We start from the raw sequence: 16105 nt of genomic DNA, 5'->3' as shown, positions 1-16105 counted from the left end.
GCGACCGCTAGCGCACGCTGGGGGTACGCGTGATGTTGTCCGCCAGCGACCAGCGTGTCTGCTCCTTGATCGGCATTTGCAGGGTCGACACCTGTTGATCGAAGGGGGCGTCCTTGATGTTGTACTGCATGGTGACTTCATGTACGCAGTTGTTCTGCACGGTTCTGGTCGAGGTCAGCAGATGGAAGCGGTTGAAGGTGCGTGTGATGTCGCGCAGTGCTGTGCCATTGTGGTCGCGCAAGGTTTCGACCGTTTGATACTCAAAGTCGTACCGTTTCGACTCGTAGAGGTTGTCCAGCCCATTGTCAGACCAACCGATCCCGGCGCCGTAACCCAGAAAGTTGTTGGAGCCCGGGTAGGTATAGGTTCGCTGGAACGCAGGTTGGCCACCGCGCGGTTCGATGACGTGCCGGGTCACGCGCGGCAGGGCTGGCCGGGCGTCACCGGGGAACAGATGGCCACGGTCCTGGTAATAGAGATATTCACGGGCACCGGTCGGGGGCTCGACCTTGCTCACGCACAACAACCCGTTCACCAGGGCGTAATCCAGGCGCCAGCTGGCCAGCTCACGGGTTGGCAGAACGATCGATGTGACCCAGTCAGTATTGATCAGGTTCATCGCATAAAGGGCTACGGGCTGGCCGTTGTCACCCTGATAAGGGCGCTCGCGCAATTCGATGCGGCCATCGTCGCGTTCGATTTCCAGCAGGATCTCCTCACGCTCGTCGCTGATCGAGCAGAGCATCATGTAAGACGAGTTGAACGGTTGGTACTGGAGGTCGATCCTGTGCCCCGTGGCCGAGTAGATCTCCACGGGCAGGGCGATACGCCCGATCGCGCTACCCATTTCTTCGAGGATTTCCACCAGGCCTGAACGGTGCACCACGCGATAGCGCGCATTCCCGCCTGGCCCGGCAGGTTCGCGGTAGAAGTGAAAGTGCGCCAGCCGTTGCTCCTGCATTTGCAAGCGTGAGCCCGAACTACCGGTCACTTTGAATGATTCACCGCTGTAGGTGGTGATGACCTGTGTGTGCGGTGCGAACTGCGTCAGTGACAGATTCCATCCCCGCCCCCAACCCGAATCAATCGTATTGAGCGGGTTGAAGTTTAGGCTGAGTTCAAGTTCGGGGCCGGAGAAGTAATTGGCGCCCAACTCGGGAAGTTTTATGGACAGTGTGTATTGTCCGGTGCGGCTGTCGACACCGCTCTCCATGAAACTCATGAAGTTAAGGGCGTTGGAATGCAGTGAAGATTCCGTACTCATAATGAACGTTCTCACTCTGCTTGTCAGGGGGCGGGCGCTGTAAGTCAGGGGCTGCGCGTGCCGAATACGTGTCGACAGTAGTGGAAGTTTCGTGTGTTGACACCTGTCAGTTTTGCTAGGTGTTCAGGTTCAGGGGCGGTGTTATATCTATGCCAACTCTCGAATCGGACATGTGCAAGGCGGAGATATTCATACATGGACATGCCAGACGTTTCACACCTTAATGAACGTATGAACTCTGTCGATCTGGACGCGCTTGGCAGTGCCGATCTGATGACTTGGATTAGCTATCCCGGCATTGCCGAGCACGACCTGGTATATATCAACTGGCGGGGGTGCAAGGCCGACAACAGTGCCGAGGACCTCTTTGGCGAACGCGAAGTATTGAGCCTGGATGCCGGCCGCGGGGAGATCCTGATCGATAACGCACTCGTCACCGCCTTGCGCGGTGGCCAGGTGTTCTATTCGTTCACGCGTCTGGATAACGCCGGCAATCCTGTGGGGCCTGAGTCCAAGCGTCGTTTCTTCTTCGTTGACCGGCCCGCTGAAGGCATATGGGCTTTGCCGGTCGCCCACTTGCAAGATGCCCATGAGGGGGTGATCGACGTCAACCTGCTCAATCCCGAAGGCATATTGCTGGCAACAGCGCCCTATGCCGCCATGGCCAACCGGACAGTGCCCTGGGCGATATCGAAGGTGAGATCGCCATGCCAAATTCCGATGTCACCCACATCCTGACGGGCTACCGCATGGGGCCGCCCGCACTGGTGGATATGCAAGCGAACTACACGTCGCCCAAGGTCTGGCAAAGCCTGGCCTTGGAAGGCGGGAGCCATCTGGTCATGGACAAGACCGAGGGGCTGCTGAGCCTGTCGGTTCACGACCTGCTCGACCCGTTGCCGGTCACTCAGAAACTGCTGCTGAGCACCGATGCCCAGGGCGTGAGCGCCGACCTGCGTGAAGGCACGGATACCGAGCTGGACCTGGGCGGTGGTTTGCCACAGCGGCAGGCCGCCGGGCGATTCTTCAAGGAAGTGCTCAGCGGGTTGGGCAGCGCCCGGCAGGTTTATCCCTTGGTTGACTTCAAGGCGCTGTCTGGCAACCCCTACCTGGCGGTTCGGCACAGTGAAGTACGCACCCACGTCAGCAAAGCCGACGGCAAGTCCGCACTGGTGATATTCGCGGGTATCAACAATGGCTCTGTGGGCAACCTGCCCGGTGAGCAGTCCGATTACCCGTTCCTGCTCCCCGATGATCTTGCGCAACCGGTCGACAGCGCACTGTTGCTGACGTCGCGCTTCCTGCACCGTGCAGCTTACGCCACGGGCCTGGCGCAGATGCTCGAGGGTGGCGCGTTCGATGCCCGGTTCGATGAAGACAATAACTTGCAGCGGCTGGATGCCACGGCCGGCCTGTTGGAGGTGTACCCCAGCACTTACGAGAGCGACAAGTATCAGTTTGCCTGCGAGGGTTTCAAAATTGCCGTAAACGCAGGGGCGCCGGCCGGCGATCAGGGGCGGGCTGCCCTGGCGGATTTCCAGCCCTTTCTGAGTGTCACCTTTGAACACGATGAGGTCCGCCAGCACTGGAAGTCCTATTGCACGCTGACGTTCACCTACACCCGTACGGCCTCGTTGCGCTCAACCTTGCCAAGGGGGGGCGGTTCACCAGCAACCTGTTCGACGATAAACCCGACCTCGCTCAGCAACTGATCGACGCACTGCAAGCCTGGATGGGTGAGATGCCTGGCCGTTGCGCCAGGTTCGAGCTGGGCACCGTGGACTTTTCCGGTTATGGCCCGCTGACACCTACAGGCTTCATCCTGCGCACCCAGGCGGCACCTGGTGCGCGAGTACGCGATGCCGTCAACTACGGCGATGGCGCAGTGCTGGTGTTCATCCGCCTGCGCGATAGCCTGCTCGATGGTCAGCCGCCAGGCACAAGCTACCCATATCTGTTGCCCGACGGCGGTTACTCGGCAACGCTGGTGCTGAACAAGGACATGCTTGGCCATGCCTCCGACGACGGCCTGGAGCTGCTCGCCCGACTGCTGTTCCCTGAGCTCAATGCCTTTGTCAAGAAGGTGGACAGTACGCCGCTGGACCGAACCATCCGCCTGCAGATGTTCTTGCACCGCCGCGGAGCCTCTACGTCGGAAGTTTTTTACGCCGGTTTCCAGGCAAGGACCGGGCGATGGTTCTACTCGAACGACACCCGTCATCAGAATGCCGAGATCGAGGTCAAGGTACACACGCCGGACGCCTACAAATCCACAGACTACACATTTACCCGCACACGGGCGGCGGGTGGCGGTGGTAATTCGGGCTCGACAGAACCGGAGCACGAAGATTTCGACCTGCACCCGGAGACCGACGATTACTGGATGTTGAGCTACAACCACGGGACCTTCTATACCGCCGAATTCGTCAAGGCCAAGGAAAGTGATAACGACAGGGATGTGAATACCTCGATGGTGCGCTGGGAAAGTTCTTTTCCAGAAGAGTACTACCGCAGTTATACCGGGTATGTTTTTCAGGGCTACAACGAGCCGCTGCCGAAGTTTGTTTCCTTTGATCCCGATTCGAAGCCTTTGATCGATGGTGTCGAACGTGAAGTCAGCTCGGTGTACCAGCCCGGTCTTTTGGCAATTGTCAATTTCCGTCGGCGGGATCTGCCCCGTTATGTTGCAGCCCCTCATAAGGCTCTCTTTGAGAAGCTGAGTAAACCGTTATATGTTCAGTTGCGCGACGCTCACGCGAATTTGCATATTGTCCAGATCGATTACCTGCCCGCTGACACCATTGGTGATCGTAATATTCTTGTCCACACGGTCCCCTTGCGACCGACGGGCAGACAAACTTCAATTGCCCGGCTTAGTAATTACCAAGAAGGAGAACACGTATGAAACGTTATCGCATGGCAGCCGTTGTAATCGGTATGTTTTTCGGCTTCCACAGTGTGGGCCAGGCAGCGACCGGGCCAGTTCGTCCAGGTACGATTCAGCTCGCCGAGAATATGGACCCTTCAGGGCTACCCAGTGGCAAGCAATGTACGGTCTCGGGGAAACCGGGTGAATTCACAGACTTCGAAATGTCGAACACCACCTGTAAAAATGATTCGATTTCCTACTTCAAATTCAACAATGTACCCTCAACGACATTGGTGACGTTTAACTCCGAAGGAGACTGCAACAAGACGGATGACTGGAGGTTTGTCGTTAAAACAACAAAACAACCGACTACTACGGGTTGGATGAGTATCGAAGAGCTCAATGCGCATGGTGTAGGTGACCCGGTGACGGCGGGATTGGAGCTGGCTAAGCATGAATATGATCATGGCAATATCAAAGGCAAACTATCTTGTGTGCGCATTTTGGTGCCGCTGAGCGAAGTCCCGTAATCATCAATAGTCTTGATTGTTTGATGGAGCTAACTAATGACCACATCCACTTCAGTGCATTCCAATGCCTTTAATTTTTCTTCCTATATAGAAAGCGGCGTTGATCCTCGCACCGGGCAATACACTGTGTCGATCAGGCTGCCCGAATTGCAAGGCAATGATTTGCAAGGCCCAGGTTTCGAACTGGCGTTGTTCTACAGCCCTTTGAATGGCGAGGATTCTGGATTCGGCAAGGGCTGGAACCTGCAACTGACACAAGTACGCAAGCACATCGTGACATTGAGCAGTGGTGAAGCGTACAGGATTACCGGTAAGTCATCGGTTACCGGGCGACTGGAAATGAAAGAACAGAAGCTGCGGCAGTTCGATCTGTATGAGGATCCCCCTGGGCCCGGTGGGGCCGCACGTTTTCGCGTGGAGCACCGCTCAGGGTTGGTCGAGGTGCTGCAAGTGATGGGCTCGGGAGAGGGCGAAGTCGCTTTGCCCGTGGAGCTGCATTCACCGCTGGGGCACATGTTGCACCTGAGTTACCTACCCTTCGGCAAGGGTCACATGCGTTTGAGCGAGGTCCAGGATGAAAGTGACGTGCTGCTGAGGCTGCAACGCAGCGACAACAGCCGTGTCGAACTGCTTTGCTACCCTTCCGGTGGTGATGATGGTGGCCCGCTGGCCCGGTATGCGATGACGTTGCGCGAAAGCGACAACCGGGTCAGTGAGATCATCCTGCCCACGGCCAATCAGGCCCGCTGGCGCTTCACTTATGAGGACGTGTTGGGGTACTTGTGCGTACGTGAGCCTTTCGAAGCGGAACGCAATTACAAGTACTTCCTCTGCGCATACGACAACGAGCAGGCCCAGCAATGGGCCTATGACGTGAAGCAAGTCGAGACGCACACGCTGCTCGACGGGCTCAGCCGTCCCATCTTCGAAGAGCGCGCAGACAAGGACAGCGCAACGTATGCTGGTGCTTTGCGGCCTATCTACCGCGCTCGTCACGACGAACTGGACCAGCTGGTCGAGGAAACCGAAATCGACTGGCTGGGTGATGGTTTGCTGGAATTGACCAGCCACATCAGTTACGACGACTGGGGCCAGAGGTACGCTGTCCTGAATCCGGATGGCACGACTCAAGTCGAGGAAATCGACCAGGTGGCGAGCAAGGACGGTCCGGTGCATCGCGCCTGGCGTGAGGTGGAGCACTCACGGGTCAGCGGCATCAACGAGACGTGGTACAACCTGTTCGAGAAGCCGGTGCGGATCGAGCGATTTGCCCTGGATGGAAGCACCAGTATCAGCTTGCAGGTCAATGACTACGATGGGCTTGGCCGGCTGAGCAGGGAAGCTCAAGGAAGCGGTACAGGCCAGCGTGTGGTTGAGTATCGTTACGACGCGTTCGACCGTGTCCGCGAGGAACGCCTGGCAGATCGAGTCAACACGGTCTATCGCACCTATGCCGGGCACAGTCGCAATGACCTGCCGGTCAGCATCAAGGTGGGTAACACCGAAAACGCCGCCGTGTTGTTGGGCGAACAGGTGTTCGATGGCCTTGAGCGGCGAACCGTGGCCAAGACCGGAGGGCGAGAGCAGAAATTCGAATATGACCCAGGTGAGCGGCAACCGCATTGGGTGCAGGCGCCGGATGGTACCCGGATCGAGTACCAGTACCGGCCAGCGTTGGGTGAAGAGCCCGTCCTTCGGGTCCTCTCCGGCAAGGAAGCGAAATACGAGTATGACCTGAAAAATGCCAGGCTTACCCATTGCGAAGAGCCTGGGGATGACGAGAATTCCGGTTACACATTGGACCGTAGCCATTTCCTGAGCAACGGCGAGGTCAAGCGCGAGTCGCGTACGGTGGATGGTGAAGTGTTCAGCATGGCCTACGACTACAGTTTTCGCAGTCGCTTGCGTGCCTATGTGGATGTGCTGGGGCAGACACAGCTCTACGATTTCGACGATGTCGGGCGCCTGGAAAAAACCACGCTGCACGCGCCTGAGCCCAAAAGGTCTCGCTACCGGCTGCAGCGTGCGCCTTCCGGGCAACTGCTGCTGGAGTCGACGTTCGGGTATGACCGCCAAGGACGCATGGCGTCCATTACCACCACCGATGCCAGCACCGGGAATGCTTTGGCAATTCTGCTCGAGTACGATGAATTCGACAGGGAGATCCTGCGGACCTTCGATTTTGGTGACACCGTGCAAACGTTGGCACAGGACTATGATGAGTTCGATTGTTTGAAGTCCCGCATTCTGAAAGAGCGCCCGAAGGGCAGCGACGAAAGCCAGGCCACGCTGTTGCGGCATGAGACTTACCAGTACGATCGGCGCGGGCGGCTGCAGATATACACCTGTGATGGCCCTGAAGCGCCCGTGGACCCCTCCGGTCAAACCATTGCCAGGCAGATATTCGGCTTCGATGGCCTGGACAACATCCTCTCGGTGATCACCTACCGCCCGGACGGGTCGTTCCAGCGGACCTTGTACGAATTCAAGAATAGCGATCCGGCACAAATGAGCCGGATCATTCCGCCTGATGCGCTACTGGGGAGCTATGACGTCGATCACGACCTGGAGGAGTTGTTCAAGATCGTCAAATACGATCCGCAGCTGGCTATCGATTTGTGTTACGACGACAATGGCAACCTGATCAGTGATGAGCAGGGTCGGGTACTGACGTATGACGGGCTCAACCGTTTGCTCAGGGTCGAGACCCCGGACGGTGAACGCTGTCGCTACAACTATGACCCAGAGAACATTCTGTCCGGCACGGCCCCTGGCTAAGGGCACCGGGGGGGGCGACGAGGCCGGTATAGGGACCGGCCTCGTCGCATTCAGCGGTAGCGAATGGTGAAGTTCAAGGCGCCCTTGGCCAAGCCCGGGCGCAGGTTGCTGTTGGGTTCTGTCTGGTAGAAGCGAGCCTGAAAATTCAAAGGCACGTTATCGCTCGTCAGGGGTACCAGGTCGATCTCTTTGTTCAGGGGCATCGATACCCCGTTGTACAGCATCTGAATACCTATGCCACGGGCTGCGGAGTCGTCGGTCAGGCTGAACACGTTTTCATCCGCAGGGCCAATCGGTCGAGAACCATTGATGCCATCGAGTTCGATGGTAGCGAGGGTCTCGTTACCCGGGTCAGGGTCCACCTGGCAGTTGCTCAAGCGGACCTGGAATGCTGCAGGAGGCGTGGTGAAGCCTGGGCCGGTGAAGTCGTTGACGCTCCATTCGCCAAGGTCCACCGGGTTGGCACTGACGTCTGCTGAAGCATCGCACTGGGTCTGGATGACCATTGCCCTGAGGGTGTATTCCAGAACTTTGCCAAAGCCTCCCCAGTCCAGATGGCCGGTCACCAGTACGCCATCCAGCTGATGCTCGCCGGGCGGCAGATCGCCGGTCTTGACCAGCGTGATCCTGTGCCTGAACGTGGCTAGCGTGGCCGGGCCCAACAGGGTCTGCTCGTAATAGGCCGTGAACGGCACCCTGGGTGGCCTGCTGTCGGGGATGAACTGGTCGGTGCCACCGAGAAAGGGGTGCAGCAACTCTACGATCGCTCCGATGCCTGGAATGTTGGTCCTGAGGACGGGGGCGTCGAGCAAGCGCCCATCAACCGCAGGCAGCGGAGGATGTACCCCGCGGGCGGCCTGGAAGTTGAAATTTATCCGCTCGCCGTAGGTCCGGCACAGGAGGGCAAGGTTGTTCTGGTCGAGAGTAGCTTCGAACAGCTCTGGGGTGCCGATCGTTGTGCCGATCCGCGCATCGCGTGGCACATAAAGGGTGTTCAGGTCGCGGACATGGACCTTGAGGTTTGCGCTGATCAGCGGTTCGAACTCGCAGCGGGTCTGGTCTACCGGCATGGCCATGGCGTTTGCAGCCGGCCATGCCAGGGTGGCGAGCAGCGCCTGGAGAAGGGTCTTGTTGATGCTTTTCATGGGGGTCCTGAAAGGCGCGGTACGGCCGTGGGTAAGGCTGCACCGCGTGAAGGTTGCTAGATACAGGTCAGGGTTTGCTGGCGATAGCCGTCGACGACGGGAGCGTCCAGCCCGTCCAGATGCACCCGGCAGCCGGCGTTGGGCTGGTCGCCCCAACTCACCTGCAGCGGTTGCTCCTGGCTGGGGTTGGTGAGCATTACCAGGCCCGCCTGCCCGACCATGCCGAGTTGGGTACCGTTCTCGGCCAGCACCTGGGCCCCAAAGGGCAGCGGTTGACCCTGGGTATCGTGCAGGGTCAGTACAAGGCGTGAAACGCGGCGTGCCTCGAAGCGGTGCTTGACCACTGCACCCTGGCGAGGCACTACCTGGGCGATGCCGTTGTCGATTTCCACATCAGGATCGAGACGGTCGGTTTCCAGGACCACCGAATTGGTCCGGTACGGTTGCAGGTAGGGCAAAAGTGCATAGCCGCGTGAATTGGTGCGCGTACCTGTTGCATTTTGCAGGCCCACATTGGCCACGCCAGGGACTTCGATCAAGGCCGCGGTATCTCCCAGGTATCGGCCGAACTCCAGCCCGACAGCATGCAGCAGCACCGCACCACTGGCATTCAATGACAGGCTGCGGTAGTTGTGGGCTTCGGTATAGCCAGCACTCACGCTGGCATAGGGCGCCTGATGGCCGAGTGACAGTGCCGCTGTCTTGCGGGCGTGTTCGTCACGGCTCAGGCTGGTGCTGTAGCTCAGCGCGCTGTCACTGCCGCTGAGCGTGGCGCGCTGGCTGTAGCCGTTGGCGTTGTGCTGCAGGTCGAAGGTCGCATTGGCGCGGTGACCGAAATGCAAGGGTACCGTCACGCTCAGGCCGAACTGACGATCACTGCCGTAACGGTCGGTCAACGATTGTGAGGCGAACAGGTTGTAGCCTACACCCCGATGCTGGGTGTTGAAGTTGAACTGGTATTGCCGTTGGGTGGCATTGCTGCGCCAGTAGTCCTGTTGCGACAGCGTCAGGGTCAGCGAGCTGGTCCTGCCCAGGCTCTGGTGGACCGAGGCCTCCAGGCGGCTGCGGCGACTGCCGCTGAACGTAGTGTCTTGGCTGCGCTGGCGCACCACTTCATCGAAGTCACGGTAGCCTTGGGTCGAATAGCGATATCCGGCAAAGCGCAGGTTGGTTTGGGTGGTGAAGGCCTTGGCATACTTCAGGGCGTAACTGGAACCTTGCACCTCGCGCTCATGGGCATTGTCGATTGCGCTGGACGCCTGCGTTACATCGAAGGCCACTGCACCCAGGTGGCCCAGGTCCTTGCTAAACCCCAGGTTGCCCGCGCGGTAGAATTCGCTGGCCATCAAGCCGCCGTAAACGGTGGTGTCCCAGTAGGAGCCTACGGCCAGCGTGCCTTGCCAGAGCAGAGGGGTCTCGAGGTCGCTGGAGGGGTTGTAGCGCCCGACCGTGGCACTGTAACGCCATACGCCTGGGCGCAGCAGATTGCTCATGGTCGAGTACGGCTGGATGAAGCGGCGGACCTGGCCATCGGCCTCGGTCACGACCACTTCCAGCTCGCCGCTGCCTGCGGTACTCAGGTCGTCGATGGCGTAGGGGCCGGCGCTGACGTACGTCGAGTAGATTGGATAACCATGCTGCCAGATCTCGACTTTTGCCCGGCTCTGGGCCACGCCGCGAATGATCGGGGCATAGCCGCGCTGGTTGTCGGCCAGCATGCCCATGTCCGAGGCCACGCGCACGCCTGATATTGGCACCGAACGGAACACTTCCCTGTCCGTGAAGGTTTCGCCAATCGTCAGATTGGCGAGGGTACCCGGTATATCGCGCTGTGCGTAGGTCTGTGCCCGGGTCCATTCCGTTTTGCCCTGGCTGCCCTGGCGCCAGGACTGGGTACTGCGCAGGCGCCATTCGCCCAGGTTGATACCACTGTTCAGGTACAGGTCGTTGCTGGTGTAACGGCCAGAGGAGCGATTGCGGCCGTTCAGGGTGGAGGCCTGATAGTTGATGAAAGCGGCATTGATACCACTGTCCCAGCGGGAAGGGTCGACCTGGTTAGCGGTGTTCCGGCGCATGGCGATCTGCGGAATCGAGATGGCCAGGTGCAGATCCGTAGGGGTGAAGACGATTTGTGCACCAGGAACGACAGTCAGCAAGTCCAGGCAGGCACTCGCCTGATCCTCTGGATTGGCCAGAGCGTCCAGGCGCATTCCCCATTCGCCAAGCAGCCTGGCTGGCAGGCATGGCTGCAGCTCACCATCCGGGCCTGGCTGGAAGTCCAGCTCATGCTGGCCGGCAGGTTCAAGATTGACCTGTACCTCTACCCGGTAGCGGCCAGGCGCGAGCCCCTGATCGCTGGTCAACATGCTCAGCGACCAGGCACTCGCTGCTTGCGGTTGGCCAGGCACTTGGCGCAGGAAGCCGCTCTGGAACCCGGAGTCTGCCTGGGAGTAGGGCGCTGAGAGCAAGGTGGAGCTACCCAGCAGGCACAGCAATGCGCTGCGCTGGCGGCGCATAATGCGCCAGCGTAGTGGGGGGAGGACCATGATGACGATTCCTGTTTGCGTGCGAGGCAGGCCCTAGTTGGCCGGTTGAATAGGCGCGCTCAGCGGTTCGGTGAAGCCACCGTAGTCATTGACGATGGAAAAACGGGCCTGCAGGCTTGAGGCGCGAGTGATGCCGGTCAGCGGGTAGGCTTTTTCGCCAAAGGGTTCCAGCATGGCGGTGTTTTTCAAGGTGGTTTGCTGGCCTTGGCCATTCACCTCCAGGCGGTTGAAGGTGATGTGGAAAGGCGATGGGTTCTTGACCACCAACTGCTCCACCCCGTTACGTACGCTCAAGGAAAATGTCAGCGAGTTCAGGTGATCGGTCGGCGTACCCTTGAGTGTGTGCGGCCGATAGAACAGTTTGATGCGTGTGCGCAAGGCGATGTTGAGTTGATTGCCCGTGTCGCTGCTGACTTGCGGAATCTCCTGCACGTTGAAGAAGAACAGCGACTCGCGGTCGTGCGGCAGTGTATTGGGCAGTCCAATTATCTTTAGAAGTTGTTCACTGTTCGGGTTGATCTTGAACAGCGGTGGGGACGTTGCAAAGGGGACGCTGGTCGTATTGTCGTCGGCGTCCGTATTTATCCAGGCCTGCACGGCATAGATGCTTTTCGATGGATTTCGAACAACGACGGATGTACTGCGTTTGTCGCCGTTGAAAACGAGGCGCGTGTTGTTTAATGTCAAGGCGGCATGACTGCTTACCGAGAGGGTAAGCATCAATAAGGTCAGGCAGGCACAAGCAACGACGCGGGCGGGTATCGTGAATGTTGACGGATTGGTCATCGGGTAACTCGCTGCATCCAGACGCACAACTACGCCTGGATGGTTTAACCGTGCAAGGACTGCACAGAATTTATGCGTAATTATTGATAGTCGACGGTGTAACGAACCTGGGCGGATGCAAGGCCGTGCGTCACGGTGCTGGCAGTGGAACGGTAGTAGGCGTCGAACCGGAGGTCGGTTGGGCCTGTCGCGTTGAGTGGGTAATCAACCGAGGTTCCACCAGGTTTGATCGAGGCCTTGGAACTGTCCCTGATGACAATCGAGATGTTTTCTGCCGTGCCGGCACTGGTACCAATGCTGAAATAGTCGCCGCTGGCATCAGCGGCACCGTCAAACTTCACGAAGGCATTGTCTTCGCTGATGCCACAGACTGTTTTGTCGGGTACGCGGATGTTAAAAGATGCGCCACGGACTTCAACGTTGGCAGCGGGGAATCGCCCCATGGGAATTTCGCCCATGGCGACGCGGTCACTGACATTGCCGTCACCGGGATTGACGATCTCGATAGGGCACGTTTCGGGCGTGATGCGGCCTTCAAAGAATATCGAGCCGGAAGCGAATGCAGCATTGCTTGCCAGGCCAGTAAGCAGGCCGAGGGATAGTACTAAGGACTTCTTCATGACATAACCTGATTGGGTAAATGGGTCAAGTTTCAGTGCGGGGGTGGGCTGGGTCTTTCCAGTTTTCCGTTTTCGCCCCGGCGCTGATTCTATTTGTCATGAGATTTATCGGGCTGTAGGAATAAGCCGGACAACTTTGCGATCTTTCGCTTTGTTACAAGATCTTGAGGTGTAGGCTTCCACAGGTGCCCTGGCGTTACCAGGGCACGTGAAATCAGGTTAATGGGTACTGCTTGGACCACTCTGGCTCAGCAGTTGCTTTTCCAGGTTCCAGTCGAATGGCTCTGCGTTCAACTCGGCCTCGTGGCGACGCTCTTCAAGCTGCTGATAAAGCGCCAGCTCCTCGTCTGGCATGAAGTGCAGGCAATCGCCAGCGAAAAACCACAGCAAGTCACGCGGCACCAGATGAGCGATCTGCGGGTAACGCTGGATCACCTGACACATCAGGTCCTGGCCCAGGTACTGGCTCTCAAGCGGATCCTGCGGCAATAGCGTCAGCAGTTCGTCGAAGCGTTCGAGGAACAGGGCGTGGCTTTCTTCTGGCACCTGTTCTGCTTCACCCAGCGCCACCAGAATGGTACGCAGGTGCTGGAGCAGTTGCAGGTGATATTCCAGGTAGGGGTTGGCCATGGAATGGGTCCTCGGTATGGCTGAAACGGGGGGCGGAGTATACGCCGCCCCCCCTTTCTCGCGAAGGGTCAGCGCACCTTGCCCGGTTCGGCGAGCAACTGCGCCTTGTCGAAGGCATCGACATCGATCACCTTGCGTCGAGCCTGTTCGGCTTCGTGCAGCCGCTGGCCCTCGCCGGGTTGCAGCACGCCTGCCTCGACGGCGGCGTCGATACCGGACTGGCCGGGGGCAGGCTGGACTTTGCCTTCCTTGACGGCTTGGTACAGGGCCTTGCTCAACTGTGCCGTGTCTTCGAGCAGGTCACTGGCCCGTTGCAGATCCGCGACCGGGTCGTGTTGTGCCTGCGGGCGGTAGCAGCCGGCCAGCAGTTCCTCCAGTGCCGGATCGCCCTTGCGCCGGCCGATCAGCTCGGCCACCTCGGCATCCAGTTCATCACCGGGGCCTTTATGGCGGCGGCCGAAGGGGAATACCAGCACCCGCAGCGCGCAGCCGACGAAGCGGTTGGGGAAATTGTCGAGCAGGCGGTCCAGCGCACGCTCCGTCTGGGCCAGGCTTTCTTCCATGGCCCAGCGCAGCAGCGGCTGCAGGTATTCGGGCGAGCCTTGATCGTGATAGCGCTTCAGGGCGGCGCTGGCGAGGTACAGATAGCTCAGCACATCACCAAGCCGGGCGCTGAGGCGCTCGCGACGCTTGAGCGCCCCACCCAGCAGCATCATCGAAAGGTCGGCCATCATGGCAAACGCCGCCGCCTGGCGGTTCAAGGCGCGGAAGTAGCCTTGGCTCAGGGCATCGCCCGGCACCCGCTCAAAGCGACCCAGCCCCAGGCCGTAGACCAGGGTGCTGGCCGCATTGCCGGCGGCGAACAGGATGTGTTTCATCAGCAGGTCATCGAATTCCTTGAGTGCCTGATCGCGGTCTTCACGCCCGGCCAATGCCATTTCCTTGAGCACGAACGGATGGCAGCGAATGGCGCCCTGGCCGAAGATCATCAGGTTGCGCGAAAGGATGTTGGCGCCCTCGACCGTGATGAAGATCGGCGCACCTTGCCAGTTGCGGCCCAGGTAGTTGTTCGGGCCCATGATGATGCCCTTGCCACCGTGCACGTCCATGGCGTGCTGGATGCATTCGCGGCCACGCTCGGTCAGGTGGTACTTGAGGATCGCCGACAGCACCGAGGGCTTTTCGCCCAGGTCCACCGCCTTGGCGGTCAGCAGGCGGGCACTGTCCATCAGCCAGGCGTTGCCGCCAATGCGTGCCAGTGATTCCTGGATGCCCTCGAAGGCCGCCAGTGGCACGTTGAACTGCTCACGGATATTGGCGTACTGGCCGGTGACCAGGCTGGTGTACTTGGCAGCCCCTGTACCCACGGCAGGCAGTGAGATGGAGCGGCCCACCGACAGGCAGTTCATCAGCATCATCCAGCCTTTGCCGAGCATGGCTTGGCCGCCAATGAGGAAGTCCAGCGGGACGAACACGTCCTTGCCGCTGTTGGGGCCGTTCATGAAGGCGGCGCCTAGCGGCAGGTGACGTCTGCCGATTTCCACACCCGGCGTGTCGGTGGGGATCAGCGCCAGGCTGATGCCCAGTTCTTCCTCATCGCCCAGCAGATGGTCCGGGTCGTAGGCCTTGAACGCCAGGCCCAGCAGGGTGGCGACCGGGCCGAGGGTGATGTAGCGCTTTTCCCAGTTCAGGCGCAGGCCGATCACTTCTTCGCCTTGCCACTGGCCTTTGCAGATGATCCCGGTGTCAGGCATCGCGCCAGCGTCGGAGCCAGCAAGCGGCCCGGTAAGGGCGAAGCAGGGGATGTCCTCGCCACGGGCCAGGCGCGGCAGGTAGTGGTTGCGTTGTTCGTCGGTGCCGTAGTGCAGCAGCAGTTCGGCAGGGCCGAGTGAGTTAGGCACCATCACGGTGGAGGCCAGGTCGCCGCTGCGGGTGGCCAGTTTCATCGCCACCTGGGAGTGGGCGTAGGCGGAGAAGCCCTTGCCGCCGTATTCCTTGGGGATGATCAGGGCGAAAAAGCCATGTTGCTTGATATGTGCCCAGGCTTCGGGCGGCAGGTCCAGATCCTGACCGATCTGCCAGTCGCTGACCATGGCGCACAGTGCTTCGGTCGGGCCATCGATGAAGGCCTGCTCTTCTTCAGTCAGCTTCGGTGCCGGGTAGGCCAGCAAGGTGCGCCAGTCGGGGCGGCCACTGAACAGTTCGCCGTCCCACCACACGGTGCCGGCGTCGATGGCTTCGCGCTCAGTCTGCGACATGGGCGGCAGGGTACGCTGGAACCAGCGGAATACCGGGGCGGTAAACACTTTGCGCCGCCACTGCGGGAGCGCGACCAGGGCGATCTTCAGGGCCAGCACCACCCAGATCAGCGCCAGCAGCCAGCCGGGTGCACTGCTGAAAATGCCCATCAACAGCACATAGGCCGCCACGATGCCGAGAATCTGCAAGGGCGCCAGGCGCCGGTGCGTGAGGTACGCCGCGCCGATCACCAGCACCACCAACCACAACAGCAACATAATCGGTCCTCCTTGGAACCAAGGGCTTGAGCCATTCCAGACAGCTTAGACGCAATGCTGTGAACAGCATGCTCAGAACAGTGACAGGGTGTGGCGGTGGGAGTTTCAGTTCATTTGTTCGCCTGTACCGTTCCATTCTCCCCTACAACGGTATGTGGCGAGCCCCCGATCGATGTAGGAGCGGGCTTGCCCGCGAATGCGATGGTGCTGCGACGCTGAATGATCTGGGACATTGGCCGGCAGGTCCGGCCCTTTCGCGGGTGAACCCGCTCCTACGACGGTACGTGGCGAGCCCCCGATCGATGTAGGAGCGGGCTTGCCCGCGAATGCGATGGTGCTGCGACGCTGAATGATCTGGGATATTGGTCGGCAGGTCCGGCCCTTTCGCGGGTGAACCCGCTCCTACGACGGTATGTGGCGA

General features: G+C 59.6%; 12 protein-coding genes. 5 read left to right on the top strand and 7 right to left on the bottom strand.

The window, feature by feature from the left end; all coding sequences use genetic code 11:
* Positions 1 to 7: 7 nt before the first annotated feature.
* Positions 8 to 1264: a hypothetical protein gene (locus tag ACF8EF_RS23365; RefSeq protein WP_392529368.1), complete on the bottom strand. Its 1257-nt coding sequence runs from the start codon at positions 1262 to 1264 to the stop codon at positions 8 to 10.
* A 195-nt stretch (positions 1265 to 1459) separates the two neighbouring features.
* On the opposite strand from ACF8EF_RS23365, the gene ACF8EF_RS23360 reads away from it, so the two are divergent.
* From ACF8EF_RS23360 to ACF8EF_RS23340, 5 genes are read left to right on the top strand one after another with little or no spacing between them, the layout of a single operon-like run.
* Positions 1460 to 2002 carry a hypothetical protein gene (locus ACF8EF_RS23360; protein ID WP_392529366.1) on the top strand — a complete coding sequence of 181 codons (543 nt, stop codon included), beginning with the start codon at positions 1460 to 1462 and terminating at the stop codon, positions 2000 to 2002.
* Positions 1972 to 2976 carry a hypothetical protein gene (locus ACF8EF_RS23355; protein WP_392529364.1) on the top strand — a complete coding sequence of 335 codons (1005 nt, stop codon included), beginning with the start codon at positions 1972 to 1974 and terminating at the stop codon, positions 2974 to 2976. The genes ACF8EF_RS23360 and ACF8EF_RS23355 overlap by 31 nt, the downstream gene beginning before the upstream one ends.
* Entirely contained in the window at positions 2862 to 4169 is a 1308-nt protein-coding gene (locus ACF8EF_RS23350) for a hypothetical protein (protein WP_392529362.1), read from the top strand. Before ACF8EF_RS23355 ends, ACF8EF_RS23350 begins: the two co-directional genes overlap by 115 nt.
* Entirely contained in the window at positions 4166 to 4663 is a 498-nt protein-coding gene (locus ACF8EF_RS23345; protein WP_176685438.1) for a hypothetical protein, read from the top strand. Before ACF8EF_RS23350 ends, ACF8EF_RS23345 begins: the two co-directional genes overlap by 4 nt.
* Positions 4664 to 4699: 36 nt before the next feature.
* Positions 4700 to 7441, top strand: coding sequence for an RHS repeat domain-containing protein (locus tag ACF8EF_RS23340; RefSeq protein WP_392529360.1), 2742 nt, complete (start codon positions 4700 to 4702; stop codon positions 7439 to 7441).
* Positions 7442 to 7491: 50 nt separating this feature from the next.
* On the opposite strand, the gene ACF8EF_RS23335 is transcribed toward ACF8EF_RS23340, so the two are convergent.
* From ACF8EF_RS23335 to ACF8EF_RS23310, 6 genes are all read right to left on the bottom strand, one after another.
* Positions 7492 to 8586, bottom strand: coding sequence for a fimbrial protein (locus ACF8EF_RS23335; protein ID WP_176685440.1), 1095 nt, complete (start codon positions 8584 to 8586; stop codon positions 7492 to 7494).
* A 56-nt stretch (positions 8587 to 8642) separates the two neighbouring features.
* Positions 8643 to 11132 (bottom strand): fimbria/pilus outer membrane usher protein, encoded by a 2490-nt coding sequence (locus ACF8EF_RS23330; RefSeq protein ID WP_392529358.1) that lies wholly within the window; start codon positions 11130 to 11132, stop codon positions 8643 to 8645.
* Positions 11133 to 11165: 33 nt separating this feature from the next.
* A complete protein-coding gene (locus tag ACF8EF_RS23325; protein WP_176685442.1) occupies positions 11166 to 11918 on the bottom strand; it encodes a molecular chaperone in 753 nt (250 codons plus the stop codon).
* An 80-nt stretch (positions 11919 to 11998) separates the two neighbouring features.
* Positions 11999 to 12538, bottom strand: a complete 540-nt coding sequence (locus ACF8EF_RS23320) for a fimbrial protein (protein ID WP_176685443.1) — start codon at positions 12536 to 12538, stop codon at positions 11999 to 12001.
* Between the two features lie 219 nt (positions 12539 to 12757).
* Complete coding sequence (locus tag ACF8EF_RS23315; protein WP_010952919.1) at positions 12758 to 13168, bottom strand: PA2817 family protein; 411 nt, start codon at positions 13166 to 13168, stop codon at positions 12758 to 12760.
* Positions 13169 to 13236: 68 nt separating this feature from the next.
* Positions 13237 to 15684 carry an acyl-CoA dehydrogenase gene (locus ACF8EF_RS23310; protein WP_392460484.1) on the bottom strand — a complete coding sequence of 816 codons (2448 nt, stop codon included), beginning with the start codon at positions 15682 to 15684 and terminating at the stop codon, positions 13237 to 13239.
* Between the last annotated feature and the right edge of the window lie 421 nt (positions 15685 to 16105).

Origin of the sequence: Pseudomonas sp. zjy_15, assembly GCF_043101865.1 — a bacterium.
GTDB classification, from domain to species: domain Bacteria; phylum Pseudomonadota; class Gammaproteobacteria; order Pseudomonadales; family Pseudomonadaceae; genus Aquipseudomonas; species Aquipseudomonas putida_Y.
The sequence above is the reverse complement of the archived record's forward strand: the minus strand, read 5'-3'. Positions and strand labels throughout refer to the sequence as shown.